General features: G+C 40.6%; 16 protein-coding genes. 12 read left to right on the top strand and 4 right to left on the bottom strand.

Features of this window, described 5'->3' with window-relative positions; translation table 11 throughout:
* Positions 1–77: 77 nt before the first annotated feature.
* From IBX40_00080 to IBX40_00050, 7 genes are all read left to right on the top strand, one after another.
* Entirely contained in the window at positions 78–971 is an 894-nt protein-coding gene (locus IBX40_00080) for a type II secretion system F family protein (GenBank protein ID MBE0522728.1), read from the top strand.
* Between the two features lie 102 nt (positions 972–1,073).
* Positions 1,074–2,393, top strand: coding sequence for a signal recognition particle protein (gene ffh / locus IBX40_00075; protein ID MBE0522727.1), 1,320 nt, complete (start codon positions 1,074–1,076; stop codon positions 2,391–2,393).
* Positions 2,394–2,522: 129 nt separating this feature from the next.
* Positions 2,523–2,888, top strand: a complete 366-nt coding sequence (locus IBX40_00070) for a heat-shock protein (GenBank protein MBE0522726.1) — start codon at positions 2,523–2,525, stop codon at positions 2,886–2,888.
* Positions 2,889–2,924: 36 nt separating this feature from the next.
* Complete coding sequence (locus tag IBX40_00065) at positions 2,925–3,314, top strand: YjbQ family protein (GenBank protein MBE0522725.1); 390 nt, start codon at positions 2,925–2,927, stop codon at positions 3,312–3,314.
* A 122-nt stretch (positions 3,315–3,436) separates the two neighbouring features.
* Positions 3,437–3,634 carry a hypothetical protein gene (locus tag IBX40_00060; protein ID MBE0522724.1) on the top strand — a complete coding sequence of 66 codons (198 nt, stop codon included), beginning with the start codon at positions 3,437–3,439 and terminating at the stop codon, positions 3,632–3,634.
* Complete coding sequence (locus tag IBX40_00055; GenBank protein ID MBE0522723.1) at positions 3,619–3,948, top strand: DUF2461 family protein; 330 nt, start codon at positions 3,619–3,621, stop codon at positions 3,946–3,948. Before IBX40_00060 ends, IBX40_00055 begins: the two co-directional genes overlap by 16 nt.
* Positions 3,949–4,040: 92 nt before the next feature.
* Positions 4,041–4,400, top strand: coding sequence for a DUF4870 domain-containing protein (locus IBX40_00050; GenBank protein ID MBE0522722.1), 360 nt, complete (start codon positions 4,041–4,043; stop codon positions 4,398–4,400).
* 198 nt (positions 4,401–4,598) lie between these two features.
* Here IBX40_00050 and IBX40_00045 read toward each other — a convergent pair whose 3' ends face one another.
* Genes IBX40_00045 through phoU form a run of 4 tightly spaced genes read right to left on the bottom strand, consistent with a single transcriptional unit; the run spans position 4,599 to position 7,943 of the window.
* On the bottom strand, positions 4,599–5,516 hold the full coding sequence (locus IBX40_00045) for a radical SAM protein (protein ID MBE0522721.1): 918 nt from the start codon (positions 5,514–5,516) through the stop codon (positions 4,599–4,601).
* A gap of 25 nt (positions 5,517–5,541) precedes the next feature.
* Positions 5,542–6,231, bottom strand: a complete 690-nt coding sequence (locus tag IBX40_00040; protein ID MBE0522720.1) for a TIGR00153 family protein — start codon at positions 6,229–6,231, stop codon at positions 5,542–5,544.
* The gene (locus IBX40_00035) at positions 6,232–7,272 is read right to left on the bottom strand and encodes an inorganic phosphate transporter (protein MBE0522719.1); all 1,041 of its coding nucleotides are present in this window, start codon (positions 7,270–7,272) and stop codon (positions 6,232–6,234) included.
* A gap of 11 nt (positions 7,273–7,283) precedes the next feature.
* Positions 7,284–7,943: a phosphate signaling complex protein PhoU gene (gene phoU / locus IBX40_00030; GenBank protein ID MBE0522718.1), complete on the bottom strand. Its 660-nt coding sequence runs from the start codon at positions 7,941–7,943 to the stop codon at positions 7,284–7,286.
* 226 nt (positions 7,944–8,169) lie between these two features.
* Between phoU and IBX40_00025 the strand changes: the two genes are divergently transcribed.
* The 5 genes from IBX40_00025 to IBX40_00005 all read left to right on the top strand — a co-directional run bounded on the left by IBX40_00025 (position 8,170) and on the right by IBX40_00005 (position 13,242).
* Positions 8,170–9,591, top strand: a complete 1,422-nt coding sequence (locus tag IBX40_00025) for a dihydroorotase (GenBank protein ID MBE0522717.1) — start codon at positions 8,170–8,172, stop codon at positions 9,589–9,591.
* Positions 9,588–10,406: a methanogenesis marker protein Mmp4/MtxX gene (gene mtxX / locus IBX40_00020; protein ID MBE0522716.1), complete on the top strand. Its 819-nt coding sequence runs from the start codon at positions 9,588–9,590 to the stop codon at positions 10,404–10,406. The genes IBX40_00025 and mtxX overlap by 4 nt, the downstream gene beginning before the upstream one ends.
* A gap of 183 nt (positions 10,407–10,589) precedes the next feature.
* Positions 10,590–11,186: a tetrahydromethanopterin S-methyltransferase subunit A gene (locus tag IBX40_00015; protein ID MBE0522715.1), complete on the top strand. Its 597-nt coding sequence runs from the start codon at positions 10,590–10,592 to the stop codon at positions 11,184–11,186.
* A gap of 21 nt (positions 11,187–11,207) precedes the next feature.
* A complete protein-coding gene (mtrH, locus tag IBX40_00010) occupies positions 11,208–12,140 on the top strand; it encodes a tetrahydromethanopterin S-methyltransferase subunit H (protein MBE0522714.1) in 933 nt (310 codons plus the stop codon).
* 49 nt (positions 12,141–12,189) lie between these two features.
* Entirely contained in the window at positions 12,190–13,242 is a 1,053-nt protein-coding gene (locus tag IBX40_00005; GenBank protein MBE0522713.1) for a hypothetical protein, read from the top strand.
* Positions 13,243–13,791 lie beyond the last annotated feature (549 nt).

Below are 13,791 nucleotides of genomic sequence, written 5' to 3'. Positions count from 1 at the left end.
CCACTTCCTTAGATACAATTCCTGAGATTAATGAAAAAAATCTTGAAGAACTGGAAAAAGATCAAGTTCAATTGCAAATGGAAGAGTCCAGAAAATGGATGAAGCTTCGTTATTTCTTGAAATCACCACAGGAAAAAATGAAGAAAGAACCTATATATGCATTGGTTTTTGCAATTCCTATTGCATTAATCTTCTTAATCATTGCCGGTTGGAAAACTGGATTGACCCCTGCTTTTGATCATGTGGTTTATTTTACTGTATTGATAATTATAGTCCCTCCAGGTTATCTTCAAATTGTACACATCCGAAAAATTAAAAAAATTGAAGAATATTTCCCGAATTTCTTAAGAGATATTTCTGAGATGAATCGTTCAGGTATGACCCTGACACGAGCAGTTAATACGGTTGCTAAAGGTGAGTACGGCGACCTGAGTGAAGAGATCAAATTAATTGATGCTTCGTTGTCATGGGGTATATCGTTTGAAGAATCTCTAAATAGGTTTGCAGAAAGGGTCTCAACCTCACTAATTTTCCGATCAGTGGCCTTAATTAATCAGGCAGGTAAGGCAGGTGGCAATGTACCGGATGTATTGGAGGTAGCTGCCAAAGATGCATATACCATTAAAATGATGGAGAGAGAGAGATTCAGTAGCATGATCGTGTATGTGGTTATTGTATATATGTCATTTTTTGTTTTCCTCTTCGTTATCGGAATTCTTACATACTCATTCATACCAGTAATGGCTGACGCAGCAAATCAAGCCGGAGCATCGGGCCCGCAAGCAGCACAATTTATTCAGAGATTTGATCCAGAAGAATTTAATAGATTATTCTTCCATGCCGGGTTGATACAGGGTTTTGCTTCTGGACTGGTTGCAGGTCAAATGGGTGAAGGAAACATGGTTGCAGGACTTAAACATTCTGTTATCCTTTCATTGGTGGCCTGGATAACCTTTGTCTTCATAATCTGATGACAAATATTAGTAAATTAATAGTTGCATAGGAAGGTATATTCATACCTTCTTACATTCTTTTATTATTAGACTTTTTATTGTTACAACAGGACGATCAATATGGTAATGGATAAACTTGGCAGTTCATTGCAGGACGCATTAAAGAAGATTGCAGGTGCTGGCAGGATTAATGAAAAGGTGGTAAATGATGCTGTAAAAGAGATCCAACGTGCCCTTCTGCAAGCAGATGTTAATGTAAAATTGGTAATGGAGCTTTCTAAAAAGATAAAAGAACGCTCCTTGAAAGAAGATGTCACCGCTGGTATGAGCCCCAGGGAACACGTGATAAATATTGTCTATCATGAGCTTATCGAAATAATGGGCCATGGTACTGATATTAAATTAAGCCCACAAAAGATCATGATGGTGGGGCTTCAGGGCAGCGGTAAGACCACAACCACAGCAAAACTAGCCAGGTTCTTCCAGCGAAAAGGAATGAAACCTGCAGTTATTTGCGCTGATACATATCGGCCCGGAGCATTCGAGCAGTTGAGCACGCTGTGCAGTCGATTAAATATTCCTTTCTATGGAGAGAGGGATAATAAGGATGCTGTGGAAATTGTCAAAAAAGGCATGGAAGCATTGAGTAAACATGAAGTATTAATAATCGATACTGCCGGGCGGCATGCTCTTGAAAAAGACCTGATCAAGGAAATGGAAGATATCCATTCTTTCGCAAAACCAGATCACAAATTACTGGTGATAGATGCGGCCATAGGCCAGCAGGCAAGCGAGCAGGCTAAGGTGTTCAATCGATCAATCGGAATAACAGGTGTGACAATCAGTAAACTGGACGGCACTGCAAAAGGCGGCGGTGCACTATCTGCAGTTTCAGAGACCGGTTCATCAATAGCATTTATCGGTATAGGGGAGAAGCCTGAAGATTTTGAAAAATTCGAACCAGACCGTTTTATTTCCAGATTGTTAGGAATGGGTGACATTAAAACTCTTGTCGAGAAGGCACAGGAAGCCATGGATGAGGACGAGTTCGATGTAGAGAGCATGATGCGAGGCAAATTGACCCTTAAAGACATGTATAAGCAGATTCAGGCAATGAACAAGATGGGACCATTGAAACAGGTCATGCAGATGCTTCCCAACATGCCCATGATCCCAAAGCTTTCTGATGATGATTTCCAAACGACTAAGGGTACCCTGGACAAGTTCAAGGTCATCATGGACAGTATGACTGAAAAAGAACAGGTCGAACCCACTGTTATAGGCAGTAGCCGGATTAAAAGGATCGCCCGGGGTTCTGGTACTTCACAAGAGGATGTCAGGAGTTTGTTAAAACAGCATAAAATGATGCAGCAGGCATTCAAAGGACTTCGCGGCGGGAAATTCAACATGCAGAAGATGATGAAAAAAATGGGTGGTTAATCGATCCCATTAAAATAAATCTATATTAGAGAAATTAATAAATACAACTTTGAATATAATTGCTGATTAAGATGAAAAATGGAGGGATGGATTATTCATAAATCTTTAGATAAACATTTTCTGCAAACAATGGCTGTTGTTGTAGGAATGTCTTTTACTATGATTGCTGTGGCTCTTGGTATTATGTACCTTTTTGAAAAAGGTCTTCCAATGCCAGCACCTTTTATCATATTGATATTTGCTACAGGATTCATACTAGGTAATGTATTTCTAGAACGAAGAGGGGCCGAGTATCCATGGTCACTTATTGGTGGGGCTATCGCATCCACAATCTTAACATTCATAATAATATCGCTAACTGGTGGAATTCTCTATGTTGCAACAGGTAGTCTTTCATCTATTTCAAAGGATACTTTTATTTATTCAATCTCAGCCTGCATGATCTTAAGTATGGTAACATTGAATTTGGCTTCATACAAGCTCCAGTATACTTGATAGCTGTAATTTTTTCTTAAATTGGGGTGCGTTCATTTGAAGATAAATACTAGTTTGCCAATTGAACTGGTAGATATAACCGACAATGTCAAGGATGAAGTTCGAAAAATCGGAATCAAGAATGGATTGTGTGTTGTTAGCACTCGTCATACTACTTCCACTATAATTATTAACGAAAATGAATCCGGTCTTCTCACTGACATTATAGATTTATTGGGGAAGTTAATCCCTCCATCTGCTGGTTATAAACATGACCGAATTGATAACAATGCCGATGCACACTTAAAAGCAGTAATGTTGGGTTCAAGCGAGACCATTCCCATTATAGAAGGAAGATTGGAATTGGGTACCTGGCAACGGGTTTTTTTTGTAGAATTAGATGGGCCCAGGAAAAGGAATGTAAATATTACAATAATCAGTCAGTAATCGTGCGAGCATATAAATGTATAACCTATCAAAACATAAACTCTATTGCTACCGAATTGTTTAATTTGGCATGAATTTCCCCAGATCAAGCATCCATAGGAAACCTTTATTAGTGCCAAAATATGTGTTACGTATTGGTGATTTCTATAAGCATACTAAAAGTAAAAGGTGAGAAAACACCTGATAAGGACATGTACGATATAGAAGAGATACTAACTGGTGAAGGCTATGAAATAAGTGCGAGAAGCGTCGCACGTGTGCTCTCTGAGCATGGTGTGACACTAAAAAAAAAGAAGACGAAGCCATCCCCAGAACCTTAAAAAGTAAAAGTACCAACCCAGAATTTGAAACCCTCTTAACCCAAAGCTATGGCAGCGGGTCGATCATGCGTATCTATCGTGATGTGCGATTCAGTAAAGATAAAAGCCCGTACAATACCAGGATCCTGCTTATCTTCTGGCTGGGGTCCGGAAAGGAAAGCCCGGGATTTTTTATCGGGATCGACCCGTGCTCACAGTATATAGGGATAACTGCTGCCTCTGATGTCATTTCAACACCTGAATTCGTTAATGAATGTTTTGAACACTGCCAAAATATGATGCCATTGACGGATTGGCAAACAAAAGTCCTTTAAATTAACACATGCCCCAAAATCAGAATAAGTATAAATAGTTTGAAAAATAACCTTTTTTATAAATACGTCATGATATTAGGAAGGGTGAAAATATGAATGAAACTGTAACTACTGAAAATAATGATAATCTGATGGCTGCTGTAGCATATGTCCTGGGTCTTGTATCAGGTCTTATCATTTATCTTATAGAAAAAGATAAACCTGGCAAAAGCAAATTTATCATGTTCCATGCCATGCAATCGATTATATTAAGCATTGCTTTGATCGCATTTGGCATTCTATTGTCCATTATTGCCATTATACCAATTGTCGGATGGATCATTGCAATTATTGCAGGACTGTTATTTCCACTAATTGCTCTTGTACTCTGGATATTCCTGATGTATAAGGCCTATTCAGGTGAAGAATATCACCTGCCCGTAATCGGTGAAATGGCAGAGAAATATATATAATTTTTATTTTTATTTTTATTTTTACATTGTAGTGTTGCTGCAGGTCCTCGTTACCAGAAGAATCAATCGCCCTCATCATTACTTCTGCATTCCGGGAATACAGCTCACCATCCCTGATACCTGTTCCACATTTTGAATTACATGGAATAAGAACAAGTAACTCAAAGGTGTAACCAGATCGTGTAAAATCCCTTTGCTCTACTCTATAGGGAATCCCCTGTGCAGGCCCAGTCCCTGTGCCATGTCAAGTACATTATAATATTCTTCTACATACGGAGCGTGGCTTATTTCTTCATACTCTTTTGCATAGTACACCGGTCGGTACTGAAACATGATGTTAACATAACTGTTCTTTGAAATTTCATTTGCAATGAACTCAAGTACATTAAGACTCCAGGCGGCATCATTGGGTAATAAAAGATGTCTTATCAACAGGCCGTGCCATGCAATATCATGGTCAATAACCAGATCACCCACCTGTCTGTGCATTTCTTTTACTGCCATCTTGTTGATCTCAAAATAATCAGGGGCATCGCTGTACAGTTTTGCACTTTCTGCTTTCCCGTATTTCATATCTGGCATATATATATCAATTATACCATCAAGCAGCTTCAATGTCTCAATGCTTTCATACCCGCTGCAGTTGTAAACAATGGGAAGTCTCAGGCCTTTTTGGGCTGCAATAGCAATGGATTTTACCAGTTGGGGAGTATAATGGGTCGGAGAGACCAGATTGATATTGTGACATCCAATTCGCTGAAGCCAGAGCATACTCTCAGCCAGCTGCTCTTCGGTCATACATTTTCCACTGCCCCTGTGGCTGATATCAAAATTCTGGCAGTACACGCATCGCAGGTTGCAGTTGGATAAAAAAACAGTGCCTGAACCGCCCAGACCAACTAAGGGTGCCTCTTCCCAGAAGTGAGGCTGGGCTGATGATACCACCAGGTTCGCATCGGCTTTGCAATATCCGATATTGCCTTCAAGTCTGTTTATATCACAATTTCTGGGACAGATATTGCACTGCTCAAGTTTCGAATAAAGCATGTCGATACGGTCGTCGATCTCTCCGCTTTCTACCAATTTTAGATAAGAAGGTTCAAATTCCATTATCATATTCCATTATTCAATTAATTACAGATCATCTTCTCAGGATCATTGTCCTTAAACGGTCTGCTGCCTTACTGGCACTATCAGCAATATTTCCAATATCCCGCAGCAGGCTTATCAAATAGAACACACCAACCCCACCCAGTTCATTCTCATGTTCGAAGATCTTTTGTTGGAGTTGTTTCTTGGTGATATCGGTCTCATGTTCCAATTGTTCTACCAATGGAACCTTCTTCAGTATCTGCTTGATTTCCTTCTTGCTAAACGATGTTTCAAGAAGTTTGGCGATATCATCCACCGTATTCTCATAGGCATCCACGGTCTTGAGGGTTCTTTCCATCAGTTCCAAAAGACCCTGTTTGATCTCCCTGGGAAGTTCGGTCTCCCGTAAGGTAAGCCAGTGGGCAGTATGATGGGCATGGTCAGCTATGGAATCCTGTGGTTTCAAGAACGAGAGCAGGTCATTGGGATCCACAGGCAACATCATGGAACTGGGTATGAGCTTGCGAATAGTCTGTTTGATGACATCTGCTTCATATTCGATAGCAGATATCTCTGTATCAAGGGTACGAACCGTGATATAATCCCCTTTAACATAAGCATCCACTGCTTCTTTGAGTTTATGTACAGCTTCCCCGCTTTTTTCCGCATGGGTATGGACCGGTTTAAATGGAGATTCACCGAAAATCCCAAGGACAGATCGGATGTATTCAAATGGCATTTAGATCACCTTCATAAGTACAGCAAATATTACACCGGAAGTAAGGGCAGCCACGGGAACTGTGATTACCCATGATACGATTATTTTTTTGATAACACTTAAATCAACCGCCGCAAGACCGCCAGCCAGTCCCACACCAACTACAGCACCCACAAGTGTATGGGTAGTGGATATGGGCAGGGAACTATAGGAATGGCCGACCACGACCAGTGCAGTGGAAAATTCGGCCGAGAAACCCCTGGTGGGGGTCAATTCTGTAATACCCTTTCCGATAGTCTCGATCACTCTCCAGCCCCAGGTTGCCAACCCTATCACAATACCGATACCACCTATTAATAAGACCCACTGAGGGAGTACACCATAGGGGGTAAGTCCTGCTGCAGACATAGCTGCAGACAAGGGTCCCACAGCATTTGCCACATCGTTAGAGCCATGGGCAAAAGCCACGAAACAGGCTGAAAATATCTGGAGATATCCGAATTTCTTTTCCAGCTTATATGGGTCTGCCACTCTGCCAAGCAACAGAAAACGTATCAGGGTAAATATGATAAATGCCAGAGTGGCACCTATCAAGGGTGATGTGATCCAGGATAAAACAATTTTTCCCAGTACCATCCATTTTATATGGGCGATGGTAAAATCATCAATAAAGAAGGTTGCTGCCAGCCCAAACCCTGTCACTGCACCTACTATGGAATGGGTTGTTGAGACCGGCATATGGTAAAAGGTGGCAAATGTGATCCAGAATCCCGCTGCCAGAATGGCTGCCAGCGATCCAATAATAACGATATTTGGATCAATTGTAATTAATTGCTCAATGGGAACAATCCCTTTGGCAATCCTGGAAGTAACGCGGTCACCAAAAAAGACCGCGCCTACAACTTCAAGAATTCCTGCGATTATTACAACCTGTTTAATAGATAATGCACCGCTGCCCACTGATGTGCCCATAGAATTTGCCAGGTCATTGGCACCGATGTTCCATGCCATGTACAGGCCGGCAACTATTACTGCTAAAATGATTGGGTCAAAAATATCCATTTTGCAGCCTCCTAGTTTAGATCCTCTTTTAAACCAGTGACAATATAGACCACACTTTCACACAGGTTGTTTATGTGGTCCCCCATCCTCTCCAGATAACGTGCAGCAAAGGTAAGGTGAGATGCGTTGGCAATCTTCTGGGGGTCCTCGATCATATATGTGATTAGTTCACGACGGATCTGGTCAAAAAGGGCATCTACTTCATCATCCCTGGAAGCAGTAATCCTGGCAAGATCAGCATCCTGTTTCTCTAAAGCATCAAGACTGCTATCCAGCATTTCCTGTAAGAGGTCTGACATTCTGGGGATATCGACCAACGGTTTGATATGGGGAGCATTAGCTGTCGCTTTTGTGATAAAAGCTATCTCAATGGCAAGGTCCTGGATGTTCCCAAGATCGATAATCATTTTTAAGGCACCCTTTAACATTCGAAGTTGGCTGGATGACACTTTCATTGTCATTGTTTTGGTGCATTTATCCTCAATAACATCTCCCAGTTCATCGATCCTTTTCTTATTTTCTATGACCTTGTCTGCCATACTGGTATTTTGTTCCTTAAGAGATGTTACAGACCTGTCTATAGATGTCTTGATGCAGAGTCCCATTTCCCGAATATCCTTAATTATCTCTTGAATAATATTATCAATATCTTTTTTATCAATATTTACCATTGTAACACCACTTGTTCATATAAAATAATGTATCATATCCATTAAACCATCCAAACGATTCATTTTGACATTCAATTGATGATTTAATATGAATTCTTTGGTTTTTATTTTCAGGAACTTTATTAATAGACATAATATCTAAATATTCCCTAGATAGACTATATAGTACTATATAGTTAGAAATTAACATCTGTTTTAATAATATCTCAATGCATATACTAGACCCATGCCCGACCTGATAATCAATAATGCCCGCATCTTTCACCAGGGACGTATCCATGAAGCAGAACTGGCTGTGAAGAATGGAAAAATATCCGATATAGCCAGGATGATCCCTAAAAAAAGCGCAGATAAGGTCATAAATGCCAAAAACATGCTGATACTTCCCGGGATAATTGATGTGCACGTACATTTCAGGGAACCGGGTATGACGCATAAAGAAGACTGGTATACGGGTTCCTGTGCAGCAGCAGCAGGTGGAGTGACTACTGTCATCGAGCATCCTAATACTTTACCACCTACCCTTGATAAAGATACATTTAATGGAAAATTGAATCTGGCAAGTTCCAAATCCATCATTGATTTCGGCATAAATGGGGGTGTTACCGATAACTATGATCACCTTGAACCGCTCTGGAAGTCGGGTGTTACCGCATTTGGAGAAATATTCCTGGGTGAGAGTACGGGTTCAATGACAGTGGATCGAGACCAGATGACGGCAGCACTTAAGATCATAAAGGATCTGGATGCCCTTGCTTGCATACATGCAGAGGACCAGGAGATTCTGGAAACAAATATTCAATTGAGTAAAAACGATCTTGAACCAGAGGCTTATTCAAAATCCAGGCCCAACATGTCTGAAGCTGTTGCAGTTGCAAATACTGTGGAAGATGCACTGGCTTTCGATGCAAAGGCCCACCTTTGTCATATAAGTACCCGGGAAGCAGTGGGAATAATCCGAAGTGCCAAGTATGGAGACTATGGGGGATCTGAAGGAACTATAACAGCAGAAGTAGCACCCCACCACATGTTTTTGTCAAATAAGGATTATGAGAGATTAGGTACATTTGGAAAAATGAATCCACCACTTCGTAAGCGAAGGAGCCTCCAGTATGTATGGAACGGATTGAACGACGGCACCATAGATATTGTGGCATCTGATCATGCACCCCATACCGAATCTGAAAAAATGACTGATATCTGGTCAGCCCCTGCCGGGGTGCCCGGGGTTGAGACCATGCTGCCACTGATGCTTCTGGCGGTTCGGCGCAACCTACTGCCCCTGTCCAGAATGGTTGATGTCATGTGTACTAATCCTGCTGTGATCTTTGGATTGTCATCTCACCACAAAGGCGCGATCTGGGAAGGATTTGATGCCGATCTCGTGTTAGTGGATACTACAAAAGTCACTGAGGTTAATATAGACAAATTGCACAGCAAAGCGGGATGGTCACCGTATGAAGGAATGGAAGCAATATTTCCTGCCATTACCATTTCCAGGGGAGAAGTAATATTTGATGATGGGATCCATGCAAAGAAGGGAAGAGGTCATTTCCTGCCAGGCCCTGGATTTGAAGAAAAACCGGCTGAAGAATCTGCTGCCATGTGCAGTAGGGATGAAAAATCTGAAAAAAAGGTTAAAAAATGAGCAAAATCATCCAGAGTATTTATAAAAAAGCTATGGAGAACCATGCCAGGATCGCGCTTGGTATTGACAGCGTGACGCCAAAACTTCTGCACAGTGCAGTAAAGGGACGAGAGTTTGCAGATGTGGTGCTTGTGGGTGATAGCTATGCTATTAATATGATCGGTACGGAATTGGAAGTGATCCATTCAAAAAAACCTGCAAAAACCTTAGTGGACATGCTGGTTTCTGGTGATGTGGATGGAGCTATCAGGGGAACCCTTTCTGCAAATTCCACTCTTTCTTATCTCAAGCAGGCATTTGGTCTAAATAAACTCTTCAGGGTGGCGCTGCTGGAAACACCAGATGGAACACCGCTGTTTTTAGCTCCTGTGGGAATTGATGAAGGCGCTACAAAGGAGGATAAACTGGAATTTATCAGACGTGTTTCTGAGCATATCCGCAGATTTGATGTGGAACCCAGGATAGCTGTACTGTCCGGGGGGCGATTTGAAGATAGGGGCCGGGACTCCTATGTGGATAAGACTCTGGATGATGCTGAATACGTAACAAAAAAAGCAGTGGAGGAAGGATATGATGTCAAACATTACGGAATTCTTATCGAAAATGCTGTGAATAAAGCGAATTTCATACTGGCACCGGACGGTGTGTCAGGGAATTTAATATTCAGGACTCTGGTGTTAGTGGCAGGTGGTTATGGATATGGGGCGCCTGTGTTGATGGAAAAAGTATTTGTGGATACCAGCAGGGTCGGGGGGCATTATACCAAGGCTATCATGATGGCTTCGGCGCTTGTAAGGAAAAGGCAGGAATATTAATCCATTCCTCTACTAAGCTGCATGTTCACGCATTGAAAGTCATATGACTATGGAGTTATTATATCTTTATGTTATATAGAATTGTAGTTTTTTTATATTATTTGCAAATTCAACAAACATTATTAATAATTAACATACACAGCATAAATCAATTATATTACCAGATTTAATAAGTGGTTAAAAATGCCCGAAGATCTAATCGCAAAAAACTGGCCTTCTGTCAAAGGAGACTACACAGTTATTGATCCTGAATCCCACATATCGGTCGTGACTCTTGCCAGCGACATGGCTCCCTTACCAGGCGCATGTATGATGGGAAGCTGCAAGACTGAGAACCTGGGGATTGAAAAGATTATATCCAATACAATTTCCAATTCCAATATCAGATATATTCTTGTATGCGGCCAGGAATCCAGAGGACACCTCTCAGGCAATACACTTTTAGCTATTCATGAGAATGGTATCGATGAAAGCGGCCGGATCATAGGCTCTGGTGGTGCCATACCCTTTATAGAAAATATTCCGGTTGATGCTATTAACCGCTTCAGGCAGCAAATCGAACTTATTGATCATCGCGGTCTTGTTGATACTGAAAAAATCCAATCAATAATCAATGAATACAGTTCCATGGGAGATCCATACCTGGAACCACCTATGACAATCGAATCAACAAAAAAGAAAAAGCAGAAGATTGTGCGTGAAATTACTGGCTGGGATATGATGGTTTCCCCGGGGATTATGATGGACTCAGCGTCCGGAATCATATTTGCCGAAAATTGATGAAAAAAAGGATTGATACTAATGTTCGTTTTCCAAAAAGAACAGCAAATTGTCAATATTGCCAATATAAAGATCGGGGGTCAACCCGGAGAATTACCCACTGTATTGGCAGGTACTATATTCTATAACAAGCATCACATTGTCTCTGACCCGGCGCAAGGTATTTTTGATAAAAAAGAAGCCGAAAAACTCATCAACACCCAGCAGGTTCAGGCAGATGAGACAGGCAATCCCCACATGGTACATATTTATGCTGAGTCAGAAGATGCAGCAAGAAAATATATGGACTTTGTGAGTGCGGAAACAGATGCCCCTTTCCTTATTGATTCCACAGATTCAAAAGTACGAATGGCAGCAGCTGGTTATGTTAGTGAAGTAGGTCTAGCTGATAAGACCATCTATAACAGTATGAATATGTCTATTACCGACGAGGAGTTAAATGCTTTGGGTCAATCAGATGTTGATAGCGCAATTATTCTTGGCTTTAATGCAATAGATTCTAGCCTTGACGGTCGCATGGAATTGCTGGAGAGTGGTTCATCAGTATTACCCAGAGGTTTATTAGAAATGGCAGAGGATTGCGGTATAACAAAGAAGCTCATAGATCCCGGTATAACTCCCATGGGTAACGGGGCTGGTGTTGCATTGAGGATGAACATTGCTGCGAAAGCAAAATGGGGTTTTCCTGTAGGTTCAGGCATCCATAATGCTCCATCTGCCTGGAACTGGTTGCGCAGTAAACGAAAAGAGGATAAACTCGTATACAAAATATGTGATATCGCGTCCACTGGTCTTCAGCAAATGGCAGCAGGTGATTTCGTACTATACGGGCCAATTGAATATGCTAAATATACATTCCCACTGGCGGCCATGTCAGATATTATGATCTCAGAAAGTGTAGCAGACCTTGATGTAGAACCTGTAGATGGTCATCCAATATGGAAATTGGTTTAAGGAAAAATATTAAGTTTATTATTTCAATCTAAATTTGAAGGTACAAATTGTGAAAAAACTTGGATTCTTAAAACGCAGGAAGTTTAAGAGTATATTAAAAAACTCAAATCGGGAACTGACAATACTTGTCAGGAAGGACCCTACCCCTGACTCCCTGGCTAGTGCCCTGGCATTAAAACAGATTGCTGATTATTTCCATATTAAATCAAAATGCTATTATTCTGGAATTGTCCATAATAAGGCCCTCCTCAATATTATGGGGGCAGATATAGAATATCTACCAGATGTAATAACTGATGAAATTTCTGAAACGTTTGCGTTGGTAGATGTAGTACCCAGCGAACTCCCGAATGGACTTGCTGCTTTAATAGAAAACCCGGCCATAATCATCTCTCATTCTAAAGCCAATACAAAAGATATTAAAAGCCGATACAAGGACATCCGCTCAAATGTCGAAACCACTTCTACAATCATGGTCCAGTATATGAAAGGTCTTAAGGTACCATTGGATAGTACTGTAAGCACTTTATTGTTATTCGCGATTAGGGATAGGACCAGGACATTTCTGGATAATTTGAACCATCATGGATTGGAAGCTTATCTTTGTATTCTAGAATTTGTGGACCATGATCTTCTAAATAAACTGGAAAATCCGCCTGTGAAATCAGAAACCTTCAATGATCTTGAAAAGGCCCTGGCAAACAGGACAATCAAAGATACATATCTCTTGACAAACACCGGCTATATCAAAGACCCCAGCACACTCCAAAAGGTCTGTAAATATATGCTTGACCTGGAAGGTATATCTACTTCTTTGGTATATGCTGTAAATACTTCGAAAATATATGCTTATGCAGCTTCTAACAATATTGAGGTCAATTTAAAACAGATATTTAAGAAAGCCTTTGGTCATTGTGGCAATGTTGTGGGAGGGACTTCTTATGCATCTACAACGATCCCACTGGGTGTGTTCGGTACAATTACCGAAGGGATTAATAATAGTGAAAGTAAAGAACTGATGCTAAAGACTATAGGGGATTCAATTTCTTCAAAATTTTTCAGAACAATAGAGGAAGGTGTGGGAGAAATGGAAAATAAATAAATTTGGTCTTAATAGTTTAAAGTAGAATCAACTGACCCTAAACTGCGTCCACGATTGCATTGTATGCAGACTCCTTTTAATGAATTAAAACAATTACTGCATACAATTCTTCCACAAAATTGGCAAGTATACATGGTATCTGATCGCTGGCAGATACTGCATATTCCTTTTAATTCCAAGATATACACCCCGTAAATTTGAATTTATTTACAATGATTCTTGGATCGGATTAGAACTTTAGGATGCCTGAAATGGTGTAAATAACTCCTCAATCATCCATTCACTAAGCTCGTCTTCCCAGCTTTTATCCATATCTTTTTTATGATCTAATAAAGCTGTTTTACTATCACACTTTTCGATTTTTTTGTTCATGATATGTTTAATAACATCAATATTTGATGTTTGGCTCCTTAAAGTATGACTACATTTATTCTATATTAAATAGTTATCTATTTTTGATTGCATTTGTGGCAGTATATACCTGCGGGATGATCTGCGAGATATTATTCCTGACCAAAGAACCGCCTGGCAGTGAGACGTTGTTCAGGA

The sequence above is a fragment of the Methanosarcinales archaeon genome, from assembly GCA_014859725.1.
In the GTDB taxonomy this organism is placed as follows: Archaea; Halobacteriota; Methanosarcinia; order Methanosarcinales; family Methanocomedenaceae; genus Kmv04.
This window is presented reverse-complemented; position numbering and strand designations above follow the sequence as displayed.

What these genes read in the sequence shown, in the direction of transcription:
- IBX40_00080 (MBE0522728.1), top strand. Translation starts at nt 78, where the DNA reads ATGGAAGAGTCCAGAAAATGGATGAAGCTTCGTTATTTCTTGAAATCA.
- ffh (MBE0522727.1), top strand. Translation starts at nt 1,074, where the DNA reads ATGGTAATGGATAAACTTGGCAGTTCATTGCAGGACGCATTAAAGAAG.
- IBX40_00070 (MBE0522726.1), top strand. Translation starts at nt 2,523, where the DNA reads ATGGCTGTTGTTGTAGGAATGTCTTTTACTATGATTGCTGTGGCTCTT.
- IBX40_00060 (MBE0522724.1), top strand. Translation starts at nt 3,437, where the DNA reads ATGTGTTACGTATTGGTGATTTCTATAAGCATACTAAAAGTAAAAGGT.
- IBX40_00050 (MBE0522722.1), top strand. Translation starts at nt 4,041, where the DNA reads ATGAATGAAACTGTAACTACTGAAAATAATGATAATCTGATGGCTGCT.
- IBX40_00045 (MBE0522721.1), bottom strand. Translation starts at nt 5,516, where the DNA reads ATGATAATGGAATTTGAACCTTCTTATCTAAAATTGGTAGAAAGCGGA.
- IBX40_00040 (MBE0522720.1), bottom strand. Translation starts at nt 6,231, where the DNA reads ATGCCATTTGAATACATCCGATCTGTCCTTGGGATTTTCGGTGAATCT.
- IBX40_00035 (MBE0522719.1), bottom strand. Translation starts at nt 7,272, where the DNA reads ATGGATATTTTTGACCCAATCATTTTAGCAGTAATAGTTGCCGGCCTG.
- phoU (MBE0522718.1), bottom strand. Translation starts at nt 7,943, where the DNA reads ATGGTAAATATTGATAAAAAAGATATTGATAATATTATTCAAGAGATA.
- IBX40_00025 (MBE0522717.1), top strand. Translation starts at nt 8,170, where the DNA reads ATGCCCGACCTGATAATCAATAATGCCCGCATCTTTCACCAGGGACGT.
- mtxX (MBE0522716.1), top strand. Translation starts at nt 9,588, where the DNA reads ATGAGCAAAATCATCCAGAGTATTTATAAAAAAGCTATGGAGAACCAT.
- IBX40_00015 (MBE0522715.1), top strand. Translation starts at nt 10,590, where the DNA reads ATGCCCGAAGATCTAATCGCAAAAAACTGGCCTTCTGTCAAAGGAGAC.
- mtrH (MBE0522714.1), top strand. Translation starts at nt 11,208, where the DNA reads ATGTTCGTTTTCCAAAAAGAACAGCAAATTGTCAATATTGCCAATATA.